We start from the raw sequence: 19,688 nt of genomic DNA on the forward strand, positions 1-19,688 counted from the left end.
CGTCGCCACAAATCACGGGCCCTGTCGCCAGAGGTCGCGAGGCCTGCCGCCATCCGCCGCTCAGGGACGACTCAGCCTTGACTCGCTCCAGACGAGGGGTACTCCTAACCCTGCATGCGTCCATCCACCCTGCGCGGGATGGACAGCGGGTTGGCCTCCTTGAGCTCGTCCGGCAGCAGCGCCTCCGGCCAGTCCTGGTAGGCGGTGGGCGCGAGCCACCGCTCGATCGCCGTGGCCCCCACGGACGTGGACGTGGTCGTCGCGGCCGGCCAGGGCCCACCGTGGTGCATGGCCCAGCACACGGCGACCCCGGTCGGCCAGCCGTTCCAGATGAGCCGCCCGGCCTTGCGGCCCAGCACGCCGGCGACCTCCGCGGCCTCCTCGGCCTCGGTGCCGTGCACGGTCGCGGTCAGCGAGCCTTCGAGCCGCTCCAGCACCGCCGGGAGGTCGGAGACGTCCCGGTACGTCACCACGATCGACGCCGGCCCGAAGCACTCCTCGCCGATGTTCGGCAGCTTGCCGGCGAACGTGTCGAGATCGGCCGTGAAGACCTTGGGCGTGACGGCCAGGCTGCCCTCCCCCGGCTTGCCCTCGGCCAGCAGCCGCAGCTCACCCAGGCGTTCGACGCCGCCGAGGTAGCCGTCCCTGATCCGCTCGGCCAGCATCGGCCCGCCGCTGGTCCCCTCGACGGCCTCGACGATCGCCTGGCGCAGCTCGTCGTTCTCGGGCACGAACAGCAGCCCGGGATTCGTGCAGAACTGCCCCACCCCCAGCGTCAGCGACCCGGCGAACCCCGTGGCCACCTCCTTGACGGGCGCGGAAGGAAGCACGACCACCGGGTTGACGCTGCCGAGCTCGCCGAAGAACGGGATCGGCGTCTCGCGCTCGTCGATCAGCTTCTGGATGGCCTTGCCCCCGGCCACCGACCCGGTGAACCCGGCCGCGACCACACTGGGGTGCTGGACGAGGTCGGCGCCGGCCTGCATGCCCTGGACCAGCCCCAGCAGGTCCGGGTTCGGCAGCGCCTCGCCGACGATCTTGGCCACCCGCTCGGAGGTGTTGGGGTGCCCGGGATGCGCCTTGACGACGACGGGGCATCCGGCGGCCAGGGCGGAGGCGGTGTCGCCGCCCGCCACCGAGAACGCGAACGGGAAGTTGCTGGCCGCGAACACGGCCACGACGCCCTGCAGCGCGTTCTTCATCCGCCGCACGTCCGGCCTGGGCGGCGCGAGCGACGAGTCGGCGTGATCGATGATGGCCTCCAGGTAGCCGCCATCCCTGATCACCTCGGCGAAGAGCCTGAACTGCCCCGCCGTCCGCGCCACCTCGCCGCGCAGCCGTACCTCGCCGAGCGCGGTCTCCTGGTCGGCGAGCTGCCACAGTTCGTCCACGTGGGCGGTGAGCGCGTCGGCGACGGCCTCCAGCGCGACGGCCCGCTCGGCCGCCGGAGTCGCGCGCCAGGCCGCGCCGGCCGCCGCAGCGGCAGAGACGATCAAGTCGACCCCGGCGCTGTCGGTCTCGGGCAGCGCGGCGCCCACGGTCTCGCCGGTCCTGGGGTCGTGTCCGTAGATCATCGAATGGCCCTTCGGAGTCTTGACACTTCTTCAGCCCAATTCTTACAGTTGCGGCAACTTGTCCACAAATCTGGCTATTGTTCACATATATGGACGGCGTACGAAATGATCATTAGGCAGATCCATGTCACCCCCGTCGCTTTCCGGGATCCGCCTCTTCTCAACGCCGCCGGAGTCCACGAGCCGTGGGCCCTCCGTACCATTGTCGAGGTCGTCACCGATCAAGGTCTGACCGGGTTGGGCGAGACCTACGGAGACCTCGACCATCTCCGCAAAGTACGCGAATGCGCGCAGGCCCTGATCGGCCTCGACGTCCACGCCACGAACACCATGTACGCCCGCATCTCCGCGCTCCTCGGCGCACCAGGCACCTGCGCCAGCGCAACCGGGACTGCCACCACCCCGACCGGAACCAGCACCGAGGCAATCGGGACCGGCACCACTCCGACCGGGACCCTCACTAAGGCCACCGGGACCGGCGCCCCCACCCCTGGGCCTGTCACCAAGGCAACCGGGACCGGCGCCACCACACCCGTGCCTCTCACCACCAACCCCAAGGAGAGGACAGTCGACCGAGTCTTCTCCCCCTTCGACGTCGCCTGCCTGGACATTCGCGGCAAAGCCGCCGGCGTACCGGTCTCGGACCTGCTCGGGGGCAGGGTCAGGGACGCCGTGCCGTACAGCGCGTACCTCTTCTACAAGTGGGCCGGCCACCCGGACGACGAGCCCGACAGGTTCGGCGCCGCGCTGGACCCGGCCGGCATCGTCGAGCAGGCGGGGCTGCTCATCGACGAGTACGGCTTCGAGTCCATCAAGCTCAAGGGCGGCGTCTACCGCCCCGATGAGGAGATCGCCGCGATCCGCGCCCTGCACGAGGCGTTCCCCGGCCTACCGCTCCGCCTCGACCCGAACGCCGCCTGGACGGTGGAGACCTCGATCCGCGTCGGCCGCGAACTCGACGGCGTCCTCCAATACCTGGAGGACCCCACGCCCGGCATCCCCGGCATGTCCGAAGTAGCCGCCGCCGTCCCGATGCCCCTGGCTACCAACATGTGCGTGGTCACCCCCGATCACTTCCCACCCGCGATGGCCACCCGCGCCATCGGCGTCCTCCTCCTGGACCACCACTATTGGGGCGGACTCGTCCGCTCCTCGCACATCGCCGCCATGTGCGACGCCTTCGGCCTGGCCATGTCCATGCACTCCAACTCCCACCTCGGCATCAGCCTGGCCGCCATGACCCATCTGGCCGCCGCCACGCCGAACCTCACCTTCGCCAGCGACACCCACACCCCCTGGCAGAACGGCCAGGATGTGATCCAGCCCGGCGCACTCGAGTTCACGAACGGCGCCGTCCCCGTCCCCACCGCCCCAGGCCTGGGCGTAGACCTCGACCGTGACGCGCTGGCAGTGATGAACGAGCAGTACGAGAAGTGCGGCATCGTCGCCCGCAACGACACCTCATACATGCAACGCTTCACCCCCACCTTCACCGCAGGAAGACCCCGCTGGTAACCACCACCCCAGCCCCACCCCGACAACCCTCAGTTCCACCCAGCCACCGTCCAATCGCTGCCACCGGAGCCCTACCAACTCACAACTCCCGCACCCACCGAGCCCCACCATCGCCCTGCTGCCAACTCACCGCGCCGTCGACAGAACCCCAGCCCCGACACCACCCACCTTCGCTAGAAACCCAACGGCAGGAACACCGGCTGGACTCCACAGACACCACCACCCCATGACCCCTTCCAACCACCAACCCACCCAACCGAGAACCACCCCCACCTGTGGACCAGCCACAATCACCACATCCAGCCCAGGCTGCCGACCACCCGGACGGCTTCCAGCAAGACTGAGCCAACGGCCACCCACACCCAAGACCACCGACAAAGAAGACCCGCCGATCAACGGCGGCAAGGAGATGCCCTGATGAACCTCGCCTACCTCTACCCATGGGACGTGGTCGGGGACCCGTCGGCTCCAGGCCGCCTGGCCGACCTCGGCGTCCAAGCGGTCGCCCTGGCAGCCAGCTATCACTCGACGAGGGCGGCCACGCCGTACCACCCCGCCCACCGGGTGCTCGACGTACCGCACCCCGCCTTCTACCTCCCGATCCGCCGCTCGTCCTGGGCCCGCCTCGTCCCCGCCGTCCCGACGTGGACCCCCGCCGACGCCTACCTCCAGGCAAGAGACGCCTTGAAGGCCGCCGGTCTCCAAGTTCACGCCTGGACCGTCCTCACCCACAACTCACACCTCGGCACGGCCAACCCTGACCTGGTCGTACGCAACGCCTTCGGCGACCCGTACCCCTATGCCCTGTGCCCGGCCCACGAGGACGTCATCGAGTACTGCGAACGGATGGTCCGGGAAATCCTCGAAGTAGGCGAGCCCGACGGCCTGATCCTGGAGGCCTGCGGCCCGATGGGTTTCGGCCACCAGAGCGTCCACGAGAAGACGTCCGGCGCAGACTGGACCCCAGCAGACGTGGATCTCCTGTCACTCTGCTTCTGCACCAATTGCGCCCCCCGCTACCCCGAAGCAACCGCAGCAGCCGTACGCGCCGCCATAGACCGCACCACCCCGGAGAACCCCGCCACAGAAACCACCGCCGCAAACACCACAGCCGGAGCGAGCACCACCACCACTTCATCCACCCCGAACACCATCGAGTCGGCCCTCGGCAGCCTGACCGACGAAGTACGCGCCATCCGCGTCGGCCTCTCCACCACTCTCCGCCAACGCCTGGTAGCCCTCACCCGCACCATCGCCCCGAACACCCCCATAACCCTGCACGCCAACCCAGACCCCTGGGCCACCGGCGCCTTCGCCCCCCTCCCCGCAGGCGAACCGAACGCCGACGTCCTGGTGGCCAATTGCTGGGGCGACCCGGCCACAGACGCCATCCGCCTGGCCCGCCTGAAGGAACTCACCACACCAGGCCAGCGAGTGGGCGCCTACGTCCTGGCCCTCCCACCCCGCCCCGCCGACCCGAGCGTCCTGCTCGACCACCTCAGAACGTACGCCAAAGCAGGAGCCTCAGAGTTCCACCTCTACCACGCAGGCCTGGCCTCCCCCCAACGCCTGACCACCCTCACCCAAGCCCTGCAGCTCCACACCTAACAGGTCCGGCAGTGAACATCCCAACCGCTGCCACCAGCACCGCACCGTCGCTCACGGCAACCAGCCCGCCCCCAGCGACATCCGCCCCCTCATTCGCCTTGGCTCAAACATCAGCCGAAGCCGGACACGAGGACGAAGCCCAAGCCGGACACGAAGCCGGACACGAAGCCGGAACCGGACACGAAGCCGGAGACGGAGACAAAGTCGAAGCCGGAGACGAGGCAGGGGACGCGAGTACTCCTTCAAGCCCAGGCCAGAATGAAGCCCATGAGCTTCACGACACCCGGGACCGGGCAGGTCCTCCTCCTCAACGGGGCGTCCAGCTCAGGCAAATCGAGCATCGCCGAGCGACTCCTGCTCATCCTGGATCGCCCCTTCTTCCACATGCCCGTCGATGCCATCAACGCGATGCGCGCCCGCCAGCGCACTCTGGAGCTGGCCCCCGACGACCTGGCCGCCACACTGGCCCGGACCCGCGCCGGCTTCCACCGCGCAGTCGCGGGCATGGCCCAGGCAGGCAACGACCTCGTCGTCGACTACGTCCTCAGCGAGCAGTGGCGGCTGCTGGACTGCCTCACCGTCCTCAACGGCCTGGACGTCGTCTTCATCGGCATCCACTGCTCGGAACAGGAACTGACCCGCCGGGAAAGGGCACGCGGCGACCGGCAACCCGGACAAGCAGCCGCCCAACTCCGGCAGGTCCACTCCTACGGCACCTACGACATCGAATGCGACACCACCACGAACAACCGCAACCAACTCTCACGAACAAACCCCCACCCCACCACGTGCCGAAACATCCCTCCCCACCCCCACCCGGAACATCTGGGTCTCTGCGCCGACAACCTCTCGCGACGAGTTGACGCTCCCGCAACCGTGACACCTATGACAGGACACCCTCGCCGGGGGCGAGGGCCAGTTCCAGCAACCACGAGCCACGCCCGCGCAGCCATCAAGAGACGCCGGCCGGGCTGCCAGGCGCCGCATGGCGCACTGCCACCTGTCCCCGACCTGCACCGCATCCGGCAGAGCACGCCGAACCGCCTCACCATATGCGCCCGACCCGTCGCGGCAGACGATCTCAACCCCCGGGTGGGAGCGCAGCCACGCCTCCAGCAGATCGGCACCACGGCCGGGCAGAACGTCGACTCGCTCGCCGGTCTCGGCGTCGATCAGAAGGGTGGCATACCGGTGCCGCCGCTTGAGCGCGAAGTCATCGACCCCCAGCACGCGCGGAATCCGCAGCGCCGGCAGCGGCAACCGCACCAGCAGACGCAGCGCTGCAGACCTCGAAATCGCGATGGCCAAGACCGCTGACAATCGAGCACCCGCCGGGCCGGCCAGCTCCTTCACCATCGCGCCCAGCTGGCCGGTGAGCCTGCTGGTCCGACGCTGGTAGCGCTCGAGCAGCCCGGGAACCTGCTCACGGAACGTCCGGCGAGGGCATCCCCACGCCAGGCAGAGTAGACGCCGGGCAGAGTAGACGCCGTACCTGAAGCGACACCACTACCCGCCGCCCGTCGACCGGGACATCCGTGACCGTCCGGCTCGCGTAGCCGTGCACCCGGCCGGTCAGCGCGCCACACAGCGGGCACGGCACCGGCTCGCCCCGTGTACGGGCCATGACCCGAATGAGGTCGTCCTCGTCCTGCACTCCCTCAATGACCAGGGCAGACAGCCCCGCAAACACCACACCTACAAGACCGTCGATCTTGAGCACGGCCCAGCTTGGCAAGGATCACTCAACGCCACCACCGATTACGGGCCAGAGCCCGGCCTCTGGTGTAACTCCTGATCAAGGAGAACGCACCTGATGAGTACGGTGATCCAGGCATCGACGGAGATCGACCTGGACGACGCCGGCGTGGCGCGCGAGCACCCCAGGGAGACCAAGAACAAGGCGTCGGATCGGGAGCTGGTGGCCCGGCTGGTCGACCAGGCTCGCGCCGAGGGCGTGGAACTGGTCGGGGAGAACGGGCTGCTGGGCCGGCTGACCATCTCCACCATCACCGACAAGGTGCTGGACGGCATGGCCGAGTGACAGAAGCGGTCGCTCGATCCCGTCTACCCGGTCCTGTTCATCGACGCACATGCCGATGAGCAGGTGCGAAATCCGACGACGGCTACGCCGCGTCCCCGGGGGTCAACGCCAGGGCATGTGCTGCAGGCACCAGGTATTGCCGTCGGGGTCGGCGAAGTACGCGTAGAACACTCCGCCGAGGTCCTCGACCTCGCTGATCTCGACGCCGCGTTCGACGAGTTCAGCGCGGGACGCCTCGATGTCGGCGACCACGAGGTGCAGACCGCGCAGTGTTCCCGGAGGCATGTCGAGGGTGGGGAGACCTTCGGCGAGGGTGATCGAGCATGCCGAACCGGGTGGGGTGAGTTGGACAATGCGGATACCGGGCTTCGGGTCGACGTCGACGTCGAGGCGGAACCCGAGCTGGTCCTGGTAGAAGGCTTTGGCCCGTTCGATATCGGTGACCGGCACCGGCACTAGCTCCAGCAACAGCATGCCAGGCGGCACGGGTGGGTTGCCGGAATCCTTGGGGATCTCGTCGGCGGGGGTGGGCGTGTCGGTCATGGATGGCGCCTTTCGTGGATGAGGGTGGCGAGTAGGGCGGCAAGACAGTCGTATCCTTCGCCGGCGCCGCGTTCCATCGGGCTGCGCACGACCGCGTCGCGGATCTCGGACGAGGAATATCGCGCGGTGACGGTCATGGCGGTGCGTCCGTCTATCTCGTCCAGAACGGTGATGACCAGTGCCTCACCGTCGGCCCAGTCACGGTGGATCTCGGTCTGTACGAGGCGCACCGGCGGCACGACCTCGCGGAACAGCCCATGGAGTTCCATCTCGGCGCCGGCCGGGCCGGTGGAGACGAACCGCCAGGCACCGCCGGGACGCGGGTCGACCTCACAGACGGTCAGCCGCCAGCCGCGGGCGCCGTGCCAGCGGCGGAGCAGTTCCGGTTGGGTGAGCGCGGCGAAGACCAGCGGCGCGGGAGCGGCGAATGTGCGGGTGAGGACGAGGTCGGTGGTCCCGGACGCGACGACCCGCAGCCCGAGGCCGGGGTGTGGAGATGTCACGTTTTGTCGTCCTGCAGGTCGCCCAGCAGGGCATCCAGTCGCTGGTAGCTCGTTTCCCAGTAGTCGCGGTAGTCGGCCAGCCAGTCCGTGGCCGTCCTGAGCGGTTCGGCCACCAGCCGGCACGGCCGGCGTTGCGCGTCCCGGCCGCGACTGACCAGGCCGGCTCGTTCAAGCACCCGCAGGTGTTTGGAGACGGCTGGCTGGCTCATCGCGAATGGCGCGGCCAGCTCGGTGACCGTGGCATCACCTTTCGCGAGCCGGGCCAGGATGGCCCGCCGGGTGGGGTCCGCCAGCGCCGCGAACGTCGCGTCCAGCGTGCCGCTTGCAACCATATCGATAACCCTCCGGTTCAATAACCTGTTGGTTTTATATGTGTTAGAGTCCGGGTTTGTCAATCGCGAACGCTCTGGGGGCACCATGGGAAAGGTCTTCACACAGGCGTCGGTCTCGCTGGACGGGTACATCTCCGGGCCTGGCCAGACAGGGTTCGACCGGCTGTTCGCATGGTGCACGGCCGGCACCGTCGCTACCCCCACGGCCGATCCGGACCGGCTGACCTACCTCACCTCCGAGGCGACCGCCCGGTACCTGCGTGCACTCCAAGAGCAGGTCGGGGCCTGTGTCGTCGGCCGCAACCTGTTCGACCTCACCGCGGGTTGGAATGGGCGGCACCCGAGCGGCGTGCCGGTGTTCGTCGTCACCCACCGTCCACCGCCGGCCGGCTGGGAGGCCACTACGACGTCGTTCACGTTCGTCAGTGACGGCGTGGAGAACGCGATCGCGCGGGCCCGTGAGGTGGCAGGGCATCGCGACGTCGGTGTCGGCCCCGGCGGCACCGTGGCCGCCGCGCTGAGTGCCGGCCTGCTCGACGAGTTGCGGATGGACATCGTGCCGGTGGTTCTCGGCGCCGGTACACCCATGCTGACCGGGCTTGGCGACACAGCGCCGATCGGCTTCGACCTGGCGGAGATCATCGAGGGGATCGGCGTGACTCACCTGATCTATCGCCGCGCGACGCAGAACCTCAGGTAACGCCAGACACCGCCCAATGACCGATGAGAGCAGTGAATTGCGTGGTCAAGCAGGTTTCCCGGCCTGTGCTCGGGCGCCGATTTGAGCCATGCGGTAGGAGCTCGTTCCGGTCTCGATGATGGTGGCGTTGTGAGCCGGTCGACGATGGCGGCGCAGAGGCGTGGCTCGGTGAAGGTTTTGGTCCATCCATCCTGGGAGTGGCACATGTTCCTCTCGGTAGTCGACGTCTTGGACCCCGGGGCTGGAGGACCTGGAGATCAGTAGAGACGACTTCGAGACCGCCTGGCACCGCGCCGGCAAGGACCTACGCGACCTCTGGACTGCCCGGCTTGGACTGGATGTAGAGCGCCGACCACCGCTGACCTGCCGCCGACTCAGCCCGCGGCCCGTTTCTGCCGTGTTCCAGTTTGGCACCGCTGCGTGGTCAGCGAAGAACCGACCACGCAGGCTGCCGTCGCGACCTACGGATCAATCACAGGTCGAGATCACCTTCGTTGCCCGCGTGGTCAGGTCGATCACGACCACCTTGGTGACGTTGGGATTGGCCATGAGCGCGGGACACTCGACGTTCTTCCAGATGCTGTGCGGACCCAGGTCTTGCCCGAGAACCGCTCTGACCTCGCCGGAGACACCTCGTGCGTAGGCGGCGGCCACTTTCTGCCACACCTCGACCATCAAGGGGTGGGTGGAGTTCCTTTCACCGTGCGGAATTCCGCGGATGCCCATGAGGGTTTCGAGCGTGATGCCGCCCATTTCTCTCGCGATCGCGGCGGCCGCCTCAGGTCCGGCCGCCAGGTACTGGCCAGACGACGTCGCGCTGCGACCTGACCAGAAGAAGGCGGTGTTCATGATGGTGGTGTAGTCACCGGCGAGCATCGCCTGAGCAGTCGGGAGGGCGGAAACCGCCTGGACCCGGCTCAGCGTCAGTTGGACTTGGTAGAGCGCTCCTTGGCCCCTTCCAGCAGCCGCGTTGGCCGTGTTCAGCGCCTGGGCGCCGACGCTGAGGTGCCTGGCGAACTGCTCCACGAACCCACCGAGACCAGGCGGGAGACCGTCCGCCAGGATCTCGGAGAGCGGTTTGTCATCCTGGATCAGGTTGTAGATCGAGGAACCGAGGGTGTAAATGTTCATCAGCCAGGAGATGGCCTTGTGGCTGGGAAGCCCGAGGGCGTAGATGCCGAGAGCCTGGCTCTGAATGAATGCCCAGGAGGTCATCAGCGCCCCGCCCAGCTCGGCGGCGTAAGCGAGATTCTGCACCCCCCGGAACGCGGGATCCAAGGTGGACTGAACGCAGTTCTGGTAGAGCTGGGTGGTCGGCGCGTACAGCAGGGTGCAGAAACCGGAGTTCATGTATGCCCGCGGAATCAGCTCATCCGGATCGGCGACGATGTTGCGGATACAGGTTTCGTGCCACTCGCCTCCGGGGTCGAGCAAGTCCTCCCATTCAGCGAGGTCCTCGCCACCGTAATCGATGCCGCATTGGTAGATGGCAGCGCCGTAGGCCTCGTCATAGGCGTCGAAGGCCACCTTGCCCGCATCGAGAGCGGCCGAGGCCTCCTTGCCCGCGCGACGGGCCGCATCGTAGGCGGCACTGGCCGCCTTGTAGGCCATGTTGGCGGCGTTGACGGCGAGCTGGTGAGAGTGGATCGCCCAGGTGGCCGATCGGATGGCGCTGCGAGCTGAGCTTGTGGCCCGGGTGGCCGCCGCACGGGCGGTCCTGACCGCGGCTGCGGCCTTGTCCACCGAGGCAGCGGCATTGTCGGCGTAGGTGCTGGCCCGCTGAGCGAAGCCGGCGGCCCGGTTCGCCGAAGCGCGGGCCTGCTCAGCGTAAGACGCGGCCTGAGCGGCGTCGTGGCGCGCTTGGGCGGCCACGCTCTGCGCCTTCAGCGCGTCCTCCACCGCCGTCTCGGCGATCTGACTGATCTTTTGGTGCAGACCTGCGACCACCGCGAGGTGGACCGCGCTCTCGTGGTCCCGCTCGGCCGCGATGAACCGGCCGGTGCTGAGGAACTGACGCAGGCCCGGCGCGGGTCCCTCCAGGGCGATCTGCGCGGCTGCCTTCACCTCCGGCCGGCTGTCCGGGCTGGCCAGGACCTGGTTGACCAGCACGCGTTCCCCGATGGTCGCCGCGGTGTACTGGCCGGTGTCCAGGAAGTCACGCAGTGCCTGCAGCGTGTCGGTGTTGAGGGCTTGCTGGGCCCGCTCCGCCAGCACGACGTCGCCGGCGGTCTTGGCCGCGGTCAGGATCTGGTTGACCTTTGCCCGGTCCGCGCTGTAGCGGCCGGGGTAGTTCTGCGTGCGCAGGAAGGTCGCGACCGTCTGGTCGCTGCCGGCCAGCGCGGTGTTGGCCGCTGTTCTCAACGCGGCGTTCTCGGTCACCGACAGGTTCGTCACCGCCAGGCGGTTGTCGTGTGCCACGGCTTCGGCCAGGCCGGTACGGACGAACTCCAGCGCGAGATCGTCAGCGCCCTTCAGGGCGGCGAGCGCCGCCTGCTTCGTCCAGGCGCCCTGGCCTTGGGCCAGGTTGAGCGCGACCTTGCGGGCCGCCGCAACCGCGGCGGCCCGCTTGATGGCGGGGTCGAGAACCACCACGATGAGCCGGTTGGTCTCGGCGTCGCGTTTGGCGGCCTGGTCGACGTCCCAGTCGGCGACGCGCTGCTGCGCCTCATCCGCGGCATTGGCCGCGCGGGCCTTCTCCAGGGCCTCGTCCCTGGCCAGCGCCAAGCGCTCGGCGTCGGCGGTGCGCGCCGCCTCGAACAGGTCGGCCGCCTCGGCCGCGGTGGCCAGTGCTTCCTCCGCGGCCGCCGTGGCGGCGTTGGCATAGGCGGTAGCCCGTTGCGCCGCCTCCGCCGCCTCGCCGGCGTGCTCCGCGGCCTCCAGAGCCGCTGCCGCCGCTGCCTCGGCATTGGCTGCCGCCCGGTTGGCAGCGTTTCGCGCCTTGGTCGCGGCATCGATGGCCACCGCGAGGTAGTTCTCAGCCGCCCGTGCTGCCCGGACGGCCCGCTCGGCATTGGCTCGCGCCCTGGCCGCCGCCTCGACGGCTTCCCGGGCGGCCACGCCTGCCACGTTGGCGTACCGGACCGCCTGATCGTTGGCCATCGCTGCCGCCAGGGCATTCTGGGCCGCGTTCCTGGCGTGTGCGACAGCACCGTTCATGGCCTCGAACGCTTTGGCTGCCTCCTCCGCTACGGCTACGAAGCCCCGCGTCTCCTTCGCGATCGCGCTGGCCGCCGCCGCCGCACGTCGTGCGTCGGCCGCCTTCGAGGCGTCCAGGGTCGCCTCGTTGGCCCTGAGATAGGCCGCGGTGGCGTACTTGTTGGCCTTGGACGCCATCCGCGCGGCCATTGCCGCCGCATGGGCGGCTGCCCGCGCCGCTCGGATCGCACCCGCCGCAGCCTCGACGGCCACCTGAGCGGCGTCGGCCGCCTGCTGCGCCGCCGTCGCCGCCCGCTGGGCCTGCGCCTTGGCCTCAGCCATGTCGTCGCGCGCAGCCTCGGTCGCGGCGGCGGCCTGCTCCGCGGACCGGCGTGCCGCGGCTGCCGATTCCTTGGCGCGCTCAGCCTCGGCCACGGCGTTGGCGGTCTCCTGCGCCGCCAGCGCACCGGCCGCCCGCGCCTGGCCGAGCAGGTCCTGCAGCGTAGCGACCTCGTCGTCCCGCGCCGAAGCCACCGCCCAGCCGTAGGCGAGGAACTGATCCATCGCTTCCGGCGTGCCCGCGTCGAGCGCCTTCTGGCCTGCGGCGCGGACCTGCGGGCCACCGATGGCCATCGCTTGGTTGATCCGCAGCCGCTGGTCGGTGCGCCACTGCACCTGCCAGCCGGTCTCCAGGAACTCCCGCAGCTTCTGAGCGTCTCCGGAGTCCAGGACAGCCTGGGCCGCCTGCTTGACCTGCTCGCCGCCGGCGGCCATCACCTGGTTCACCGACACCCGCGCATCGATGTCCGACGCACTCTGCCATCCGCTGGTCAGGAATGCGGGAATCGCGTTCTGGTCGCCCGCGGCGTCCGCGTCCAGTGCAGCCTGGGCCTTCACCCGCAACGCGGGACCGCCGTTGCCGATGATTCTCGTGAGGTTGTCCCGCTGGTCGAGACGCTGGGCACGCTCCCATCCTTCGGCCAGGAACGTGCTGACCTGGGCGTCCGAGCCGAGCAGCGCCGCTTCAGCGGCTAATCGGACCTGCACTCCGCCCTCCTGCCAGGCCGACACCACGAGGGACCGATCGGCGGGGGCCGCGGCCTCGCCATAGGCCGGCGCCACCCCCAGCGGGTTGGCCAGCACAGCCAGGACTGTGGAGGTCGCGATCACCGCCTGCCACCGTCTCGGTAACCATGCACGCGCATTCAGCCGCACCGGAGCCTCCGTCACCGCTCGAAGTTTGATCATCGGCCACACAGCCTCGCCGAGTGTCACACGATGCGCGATTGCCGGGCAACACCAGGTAACCGCGGACATACCGCCGGCATACCGGGCTTATCTAGCCTCGTTCCGAACCCGCAGAGGCGTGGACTTCACCTGTCACGGTCGGCCTCCCCGGCCGATCGAGAGCTTCCGCTCCAGGCAATACCGGAGGTTTTTGATCATGGCCTCACCACCACGCTGGGTGACGCTGGGCGTCGCCGCGGCGATGGCAACGTCCTTATCGGTAGCTGTCGGGCCCGCGCCGGCCGGCGCGTCCGCGATCTCACCTCCCTCGCTGGTGGACAACGGCGTCCACCCCTACCCCGGCGCGGCAGAGATCCTGGCCGCCCAGAACGTCAGGCTGATCTCCGGCGACGGTCACATCCTGCTGGCCGACTGCACCACCCCTCCGCAGGGTGACATCGGTCTGCTGAAGATCTGGACCACCGACGAGGCCATCGGCGCCGACGGATTCGGCCGCGTCTGCTTCAAGGTGACCGCACCCTCCGGCGTACTGAACCTCGAAGTCCCCGGCGTCTACGAGATCCGCGGCGACGGCCAGAGCGAGGGCACCGGCCACCAGGTCACCGCCAAACTGCGCACCGACGAAGGTGAAGACCTCACCGTCGACGTCGACCCCGACGGCAGCACTCCCGTGGGCCTGGGCACCGACCCGAACGCCTCCCCCACCATGCTCCTGCAGCTACGGGCCGGCGCCGGCCCCGCACCGGGCACCGGCACACAACCGGCGGTCGGCAAGCTCGGCACCGCCGACCGCGAGTGCACCACCACGCTGGTCGCACCCCGCTGGGCGCTCAGCGCCGCGAGCTGCCTGGCCACCGACCCGAACCAACCCCAGCTCGCCGAGGGCGCACCCGCCGCCGCCACCCACGTCACCTTCCCCGGAAAGTCCGCCGTCAAGGTCGACTGGCTGAGCCCGCGCCAGGGCCGCGACGTGGTCCTGGCTCGGCTGTCCACCCCGGTCGACGGGATCACCCCGCTCACGCCGGCCACCGCCGCCCCCACCGGCGTCGAACTGACCACTGTCGGCCACAGCCGCGCCGCCCCGACGGACACCGACTGGACCACCGACCGGCAGCAGAGCGCGCAGATCACCTTCACCGCCGCCACCCCCACCACGCTGACCGCCGCATCCGGACCGCTGATCTGCAGTGGGATGGCCGGCGCGCCCGTCCTGACCGGCGGCAAGATCGCCGCCGTCCTCAGCCAGGCCGGTCAGGCCGGATGCCCCGACACCACCGGAAACGGCAGCGCCATCACCGCCGCCCGCACCGACGACCTCGCGACCTGGGTCAACGCCATCACCACCACCACGGCTGACCACACCTGGACCCTGGCCGACCTGCCCGCCACGGCCACGTCGGGCACCACCGCCAGCACCAGCGCCGACAGCGCCTTCACCGGCACCGGCCTCCCCCTGACCGCCACCGCCGGCGCGACCTGGAGGACCGGCGACACCTACAGCCCGGCCATCGCGCTCAACGGCACCAGCGGGACACTGGCGGCCGGCGGCCCCGCGGTCGTCACCGACGCCGACTTCAGCATCGGTGTCCGGGCCAAGCCCGCCTCCGCCGGTGGCACCGTCCTGTCCCAGGACGGCGTCAACGCCGCCGCCTTCAAACTCTGGGCAGAAGGCGGAACCTGGCGCTTCGCCATGAGCCGGTCCGACGTGGCCAGTCCCGTCTGGGACACCGCCGTCGCCCCCGCGGGCAGCGCTCCGGCGAATGCCTGGTCGCAGCTCACCGTGACCTACAAGGCCGCCACCGGCATCGCGATCCTCTGGGTCAACGGAAAGAACGTCGCCAGCGTCCGCCACACGGCGAAATGGAAGGCCATCGGCGCGTTGCGCGCCGGCGCGCACAAAACCGGCGTCTCGAGGCTCGGCGGCTACTTCAGCGGCGTCCTGTCCACCGCCCAGACGTGGAACCGGCTCGCGGTCACGCCCACGCCGAAGAATCATGACATCGACGGTGACGGCCGCAACGACGTCGTCATCACCGACGCAGCCGGTGACCTGTGGTTGTATCCGAGCCAGGGCGGCTCGGGAATGAACACCGTCAGCGGCGCCAACCGGGTCAAGATCGGCAGCGGGTGGGGTTCCCTGCGATGGATCGTCACCGACTGGGACGCCGACGGCATGGGCGACATCGTCATGGCAGACTCCGCCGGCGATCTGTGGATGTATCCCAACGTGAACGGGTTCCCGTCCTCCGGCGGCAGGAAGCTGGTCGGCTCCGGCTGGGCGAACCTCACCCACGCCTCCGGCAACGCCAACGACACCCCGCACGCCGATCTGTTCGGCATCAACAAGCGCGATGGGACTCTGCACTACTACCCTGACGGGCGCAACAGGACTCAGATCGGCAGCAGCGGCTGGACCAGCTACCGCATCTTCCCGGCCGACTTCAACGGCGACAACCGCGCCGACGTCATGGCCATCAACCCCGCGGGCGACCTCTGGTTCTACGCCAACACGAACCAGAACGGCGTCACCCTCGCCAGCCGTACCCAATCCGGCAGCGGCTGGAGCACGTTCAAGGTCGCGGCCACGGACCTGAGCGGTGACGGAAAGACCGACCTGGTCGCCCTCGACTCCGGTGGCGAGCTGTGGGTCTATCCCGGCACCGGCAACGGCCGCTTCGGAGCCCGCTACCAGATCGGCACCAACTGGACCGTCAAGGCCATCGGCTGACGCACGCGATCCCGGTGGGCTGGACACCGCTGTCCAGCCCACCGGGCCGAGATCGCTTGACCGCCCCGCCGGTGATGCCGGAAATGATCCTCCGCCGCGCCACCGCGAACACCGTGATCAAACACCAGTCCGACAAGATCCTCAATGTCACACCGGCGTGACGTCGTCACAGCACGGCGGGAGAATCATGGACCGACACGAGTTGTCACGTTCCGTCATCACCGAAAGTGGGCCAGAGCCGTTTACTGGACACGCCCGGCACCGCCATCGTTCATCTCCCACTCGGCGGAACAGCACCTGCCAGGGGGCAGTCAGTGCAGGGAGCGACCAGCACACGGAGCGGCCCACGCAAGGAGCGGCCCGCACACGGAGCGCAGTTTGTAGGGAGCGGCCGGCGTAGGGAACGGCCGGCGCAGGGAGCGCAGCTTGTAGGGAGCACAGCTTGTAGGGAGCACACCTTCTGACGTGGAGATCGGCGATCGTGACATGCAGCCCGGAGAGGGCTCCTCAAGCGCGGCACCCACCCTGATCTCGCAGAGGACGCCTCGTGTGAGCCCTACGCAGCCCGGATAAATTCTCCCTATGACTGATGTGCGAATCGTCTATCGAAAGTACGGCGGCGCATTGCACTGGAACCACCCCGGTCGTGTGCTCGGCGAGGATGAGTACGGCATCTGGGTGACAGTCCCAGGCGGAACGGTCGCTCGCAAGGGCGACGGACCACCTGTCACCTGGGAGACAACCGCGATCATGCTGTTCCCCCGAGACGCCTGGTGGACGGCCTCCTTCAACACCCCGCCCCACAAGTCCGAGGTCTACGTCGACGTCACCACCGTCCCCGAGTGGAGGGACGACGAAGTCACCATGCTCGACCTGGACCTGGACGTGATCCGTCTGCGAGACGGCCGGCTGATCCTCGACGACGAAGACGAATTCGCCGAACATCAGCTCTTGCTGAACTACCCAACCGATCTGATCGCACAGGCTGAACAAACTGCACGCTGGCTGCTCGATGCCGTAGGTGAGCGAAAAGGCCCCTTCGGCGGCGCCCATCTGGACTGGCTGTCAAAAGCTGAATGAACTCAAGAAATCACAAATGCTCAGGGCCATCCCCATAGACGTGATATTCAGCGGAAGAGCGTCCTTGTTCTCGGTCACCCTGCGGTCGAGACCAAACCGCTTTCGTAGGCTGCGATAACGAGTTGTGCCCGATCGCGGGCCTCCACCTTGGCCAGCAGCCGAGTGATGTGTGTCTTCACCGTAGCCAGGCTCACCTGCAGATGCGCAGCGATCTCATTGTTCGACAGCCCCCGCGCGATCAGGGTCAGCACTTCACGCTCTCGCTCGGTGACCCCGTCCAGGCCCTTGACCCGAGGCACCGCGGGAGTACGCGTGAACTCCTCGATCAGCCGCCTTGTCACCTTCGGAGCCAGCAACGCCTCTCCACTCGCCACCACCCGGATAGCAGCAAGCAGATCCACCGGCGGCGTATCCTTCAACAAAAATCCGCTCGCGCCCGCCCGCAGTGCATCATAAACATAAGAGTCCAGGTCGAACATCGTCACCACCAGCACTCGGCAGACATCTCTAATTTGACGAGTGGCCTCGATCCCATCCATCTCCGGCATGCGTACGTCCATGAGGACCACGTCCGGACGCGCCTTCATCGCGAGGGCGACGGCCTCGCTTCCCGTCGCCGCCTCTCCCACGACCTCCAGATCAGGCTCAGAGTCGACCAGCACCCTGAAACTCCCCCTGAGCAGTGCCTGATCATCAGCCACGACTACGCGAATCATGCGACCTCCCGGTAGGGCAGTCTCGCGAACACCCGAAATCCCCGTCCGGCTACGTTTCCGGCCTCGAACGCGCCACCGTACAGTGTGACCCGCTCCCGCATCCCGATCAGACCGTGGCCAGCACCGTCAGACGGCAAGGCATGCCTTCCCGGGCCGTCGTCCACAACCTCGATCCGGACATCCTCGCCGTCCGCGACCACCGACACACGGCAACGCGTGGGCGCGGCGTGCTTGACGACGTTGGTGAGTGCCTCCTGCACGATGCGGTAGACCGACAGCCCCACACCGTCAGGCAACCGCTCCCACTCCGCTGCTCGCTCATGCACGTCATCGCCCTCCGACGGGCCGAGCTCGAGATCAACCTCGACTCCGGCCAGCCGAGCCTGCCCCACCAACCCCCGAATGCCTGCCGGACCAGGCGCGGGCACCCGCTCGGGCACCTCCGTCGATCTCAGCACGCCGAGCAGGTGACGCATCTCGACCAGCGCGCTCCTGCTGGCCGTCTCGATCACACGCAGCGCGTCGTGCGCCTCCTCCGGCTTGGTCGCCATGACATGGTTGGCGACCCCCGCCTTGACCGCGATCAGTCCCACGCTGTGCGTGACCACGTCGTGCAGCTCACGCGCGATCCTTAACCGTTCCTCTGCCACCGCCTGCGCCGCCAGCCGCTCCGCATCGCGGGTGGCGAAGGACCTGCGCTCCTGCACGGCCCGGCCGACGGTCCACGCCGCCCCGAGGGCGCCGATACCGAGAAGCGGCTGGTCGAGGTGCAACAGCCAGTCGGGTGCCTGGTCGCGCGGCGCGCCGGCCATCACCAAGCCCAGCACCGTGACCAGGCTGATCACCCCGATGGCCGTCGTCGGAACCACCGTCCCACGTCTGTCGGACAGGGCGACGACGTAGAGAGCAAACGCCGGCGCCAGGTACGCGAAACTCATGGCGTCGGCGAGCGCGGCGAAGACCGCGAGAGCGAGCGTGAGGCAGAAGACCGTCAGCGGCCACAGTCTGCGCAGGGCCAGTGGCAGCCCTAGGCCGAGAGGAAGGGCGATCCGCATCCACGGGGGTATCGCCGTGGCATGAACCGTCACCGTCAGGGCAACGAACGCGAAGCACAGCGCCGCCACCGCGTCGAGCACGATCAGCTCGCGACGGCTCCTGCGTCGGGCGAAGAAGGGGTGCGTGTCGTCCACGCGTTGAAACGTAGCCGGTGAAGCGGTGCGCGCACGTCAACCCAGGGTTTGACCTTGAAGTTCGAACCGTGGTCCGACGCGCCGACGGCCCGCCGTCCCGCATCCTTTACGGCGTGATCGAACTCCAACACCTCACCAAGCGCTACGGCGGCACCCTCGCCGTGGACGATCTGTCCTTCACCGTCGAGCCCGGCCATGTGACCGGGTTCCTCGGTCCCAACGGCGCGGGAAAATCGACCACGATGCGTCTGATCCTCGGGCTGGACGCGCCGACCTCCGGCCAGGCCCTGGTCAACGGACGCGGCTACACCTCCCTCCGCAAGCCGATGCGCGAGGTCGGCGCTCTCCTCGACGCCGGCGCCGTCCATGGCGGGCGCAGCGCCTACAACCATCTGCTGTGCCTGGCACGCACCAACGACATCGGCCCGAAGCGGGTGGTGGAGGTGCTGGAGCAGGTGGGGCTCGCGGGCGTGGCCCGCAAACGGGTCGGCGGGTTCTCCCTGGGAATGAAGCAGCGCCTCGGCATCGCGGTCGCGTTACTCGGCGACCCAGGGATATTGATGTTCGACGAACCGGTCAACGGTCTCGACCCCGACGGGGTGCGCTGGATCCGCGACCTGATGCGCTCGCTGGCCGCCGAGGGCAGGACGATCCTGCTCTCCAGCCATCTCATGAGCGAAATGGCGCTCACCGCGGAGCGCATCGTCATCGTCGGCCGCGGCAAGCTCATCATCGAGGCCACGGTCGCCGAGCTGACAGCGCGCTACCCTTCGCT

The 19,688-nt window shown here is 68.5% G+C and carries 12 protein-coding genes and 4 pseudogenes; 8 read left to right on the forward strand and 8 right to left on the reverse strand.

Going from position 1 to position 19,688, the window contains the following annotated elements; translation table 11 throughout:
* Nucleotides 1-104 precede the first annotated feature (104 nt).
* Nucleotides 105-1,574 (reverse strand): aldehyde dehydrogenase (NADP(+)), encoded by a 1,470-nt coding sequence (locus OIE67_RS35530; RefSeq protein WP_326628740.1) that lies wholly within the window; start codon nt 1,572-1,574, stop codon nt 105-107.
* A gap of 237 nt (nt 1,575-1,811) precedes the next feature.
* Between OIE67_RS35530 and OIE67_RS35535 the strand changes: the two genes are divergently transcribed.
* From OIE67_RS35535 to OIE67_RS35545, 3 genes and pseudogenes are all read left to right on the forward strand, one after another.
* The gene (locus OIE67_RS35535) at nt 1,812-3,089 is read left to right on the forward strand and encodes an enolase C-terminal domain-like protein (protein WP_326628741.1); all 1,278 of its coding nucleotides are present in this window, start codon (nt 1,812-1,814) and stop codon (nt 3,087-3,089) included.
* A 417-nt stretch (nt 3,090-3,506) separates the two neighbouring features.
* Entirely contained in the window at nt 3,507-4,697 is a 1,191-nt protein-coding gene (locus OIE67_RS35540; RefSeq protein ID WP_326628743.1) for a hypothetical protein, read from the forward strand.
* 267 nt (nt 4,698-4,964) lie between these two features.
* Nucleotides 4,965-5,447 (forward strand): annotated as a pseudogene (locus OIE67_RS35545) (chloramphenicol phosphotransferase CPT family protein); the annotation flags it as partial.
* Nucleotides 5,448-5,693: 246 nt separating this feature from the next.
* Here OIE67_RS35545 and OIE67_RS35550 read toward each other — a convergent pair.
* Nucleotides 5,694-6,417, reverse strand: a pseudogene (locus OIE67_RS35550) (ISL3 family transposase); the annotation flags it as partial.
* Nucleotides 6,418-6,510: 93 nt separating this feature from the next.
* Here OIE67_RS35550 and OIE67_RS35555 point away from each other — a divergent pair.
* Nucleotides 6,511-6,726 (forward strand): annotated as a pseudogene (locus OIE67_RS35555) (IS256 family transposase); the annotation flags it as partial.
* Between the two features lie 114 nt (nt 6,727-6,840).
* On the opposite strand, the gene OIE67_RS35560 reads toward OIE67_RS35555, so the two are convergent.
* From OIE67_RS35560 to OIE67_RS35570, 3 genes are read right to left on the reverse strand one after another with little or no spacing between them, the layout of a single operon-like run.
* Nucleotides 6,841-7,281, reverse strand: coding sequence for a VOC family protein (locus OIE67_RS35560; RefSeq protein ID WP_326628747.1), 441 nt, complete (start codon nt 7,279-7,281; stop codon nt 6,841-6,843).
* Complete coding sequence (locus tag OIE67_RS35565; RefSeq protein ID WP_326628751.1) at nt 7,278-7,784, reverse strand: SRPBCC family protein; 507 nt, start codon at nt 7,782-7,784, stop codon at nt 7,278-7,280. Before OIE67_RS35565 ends, OIE67_RS35560 begins: the two co-directional genes overlap by 4 nt.
* Entirely contained in the window at nt 7,781-8,116 is a 336-nt protein-coding gene (locus OIE67_RS35570) for an ArsR/SmtB family transcription factor (RefSeq protein ID WP_326628753.1), read from the reverse strand. The genes OIE67_RS35565 and OIE67_RS35570 overlap by 4 nt, the downstream gene beginning before the upstream one ends.
* Before the next feature lie 85 nt (nt 8,117-8,201).
* Here OIE67_RS35570 and OIE67_RS35575 point away from each other — a divergent pair, with 85 nt between their 5' ends.
* Entirely contained in the window at nt 8,202-8,816 is a 615-nt protein-coding gene (locus OIE67_RS35575) for a dihydrofolate reductase family protein (RefSeq protein WP_326628755.1), read from the forward strand.
* Nucleotides 8,817-9,284: 468 nt separating this feature from the next.
* Here OIE67_RS35575 and OIE67_RS35585 read toward each other — a convergent pair whose 3' ends face one another.
* Nucleotides 9,285-13,121 (reverse strand): hypothetical protein, encoded by a 3,837-nt coding sequence (locus OIE67_RS35585; RefSeq protein WP_326628757.1) that lies wholly within the window; start codon nt 13,119-13,121, stop codon nt 9,285-9,287.
* A gap of 274 nt (nt 13,122-13,395) precedes the next feature.
* On the opposite strand from OIE67_RS35585, the gene OIE67_RS35590 reads away from it, so the two are divergent.
* A complete protein-coding gene (locus OIE67_RS35590; RefSeq protein ID WP_326628759.1) occupies nt 13,396-15,927 on the forward strand; it encodes an FG-GAP-like repeat-containing protein in 2,532 nt (843 codons plus the stop codon).
* A 582-nt stretch (nt 15,928-16,509) separates the two neighbouring features.
* Complete coding sequence (locus OIE67_RS35595; RefSeq protein ID WP_326628761.1) at nt 16,510-17,007, forward strand: DUF402 domain-containing protein; 498 nt, start codon at nt 16,510-16,512, stop codon at nt 17,005-17,007.
* Nucleotides 17,008-17,081: 74 nt separating this feature from the next.
* Here the strand turns inward: OIE67_RS35595 and OIE67_RS35600 are convergent, their stop codons facing one another.
* Both OIE67_RS35600 and OIE67_RS35605 read right to left on the reverse strand, forming a co-directional pair.
* Nucleotides 17,082-17,723, reverse strand: coding sequence for a response regulator transcription factor (locus OIE67_RS35600; protein WP_326628764.1), 642 nt, complete (start codon nt 17,721-17,723; stop codon nt 17,082-17,084).
* Nucleotides 17,720-18,913 carry a sensor histidine kinase gene (locus tag OIE67_RS35605; protein ID WP_326628766.1) on the reverse strand — a complete coding sequence of 398 codons (1,194 nt, stop codon included), beginning with the start codon at nt 18,911-18,913 and terminating at the stop codon, nt 17,720-17,722. Before OIE67_RS35605 ends, OIE67_RS35600 begins: the two co-directional genes overlap by 4 nt.
* Before the next feature lie 113 nt (nt 18,914-19,026).
* Here OIE67_RS35605 and OIE67_RS35610 point away from each other — a divergent pair.
* Nucleotides 19,027-19,680 (forward strand): annotated as a pseudogene (locus tag OIE67_RS35610) (ABC transporter ATP-binding protein); the annotation flags it as partial.
* Nucleotides 19,681-19,688: the final 8 nt, after the last annotated feature.

The organism is Nonomuraea fuscirosea (genome assembly GCF_035917475.1).
GTDB classification, from domain to species: Bacteria; Actinomycetota; Actinomycetes; order Streptosporangiales; family Streptosporangiaceae; genus Nonomuraea; species Nonomuraea fuscirosea.

Coding starts and splice junctions, on each gene's coding strand:
- OIE67_RS35570 (WP_326628753.1), bottom strand. CDS start 8,116: ATGGTTGCAAGCGGCACGCTGGACGCGACGTTCGCGGCGCTGGCGGAC.
- OIE67_RS35600 (WP_326628764.1), bottom strand. CDS start 17,723: ATGATTCGCGTAGTCGTGGCTGATGATCAGGCACTGCTCAGGGGGAGT.
- OIE67_RS35560 (WP_326628747.1), bottom strand. CDS start 7,281: ATGACCGACACGCCCACCCCCGCCGACGAGATCCCCAAGGATTCCGGC.
- OIE67_RS35595 (WP_326628761.1), top strand. CDS start 16,510: ATGACTGATGTGCGAATCGTCTATCGAAAGTACGGCGGCGCATTGCAC.
- OIE67_RS35530 (WP_326628740.1), bottom strand. CDS start 1,574: ATGATCTACGGACACGACCCCAGGACCGGCGAGACCGTGGGCGCCGCG.
- OIE67_RS35575 (WP_326628755.1), top strand. CDS start 8,202: ATGGGAAAGGTCTTCACACAGGCGTCGGTCTCGCTGGACGGGTACATC.
- OIE67_RS35540 (WP_326628743.1), top strand. CDS start 3,507: ATGAACCTCGCCTACCTCTACCCATGGGACGTGGTCGGGGACCCGTCG.
- OIE67_RS35590 (WP_326628759.1), top strand. CDS start 13,396: ATGGCCTCACCACCACGCTGGGTGACGCTGGGCGTCGCCGCGGCGATG.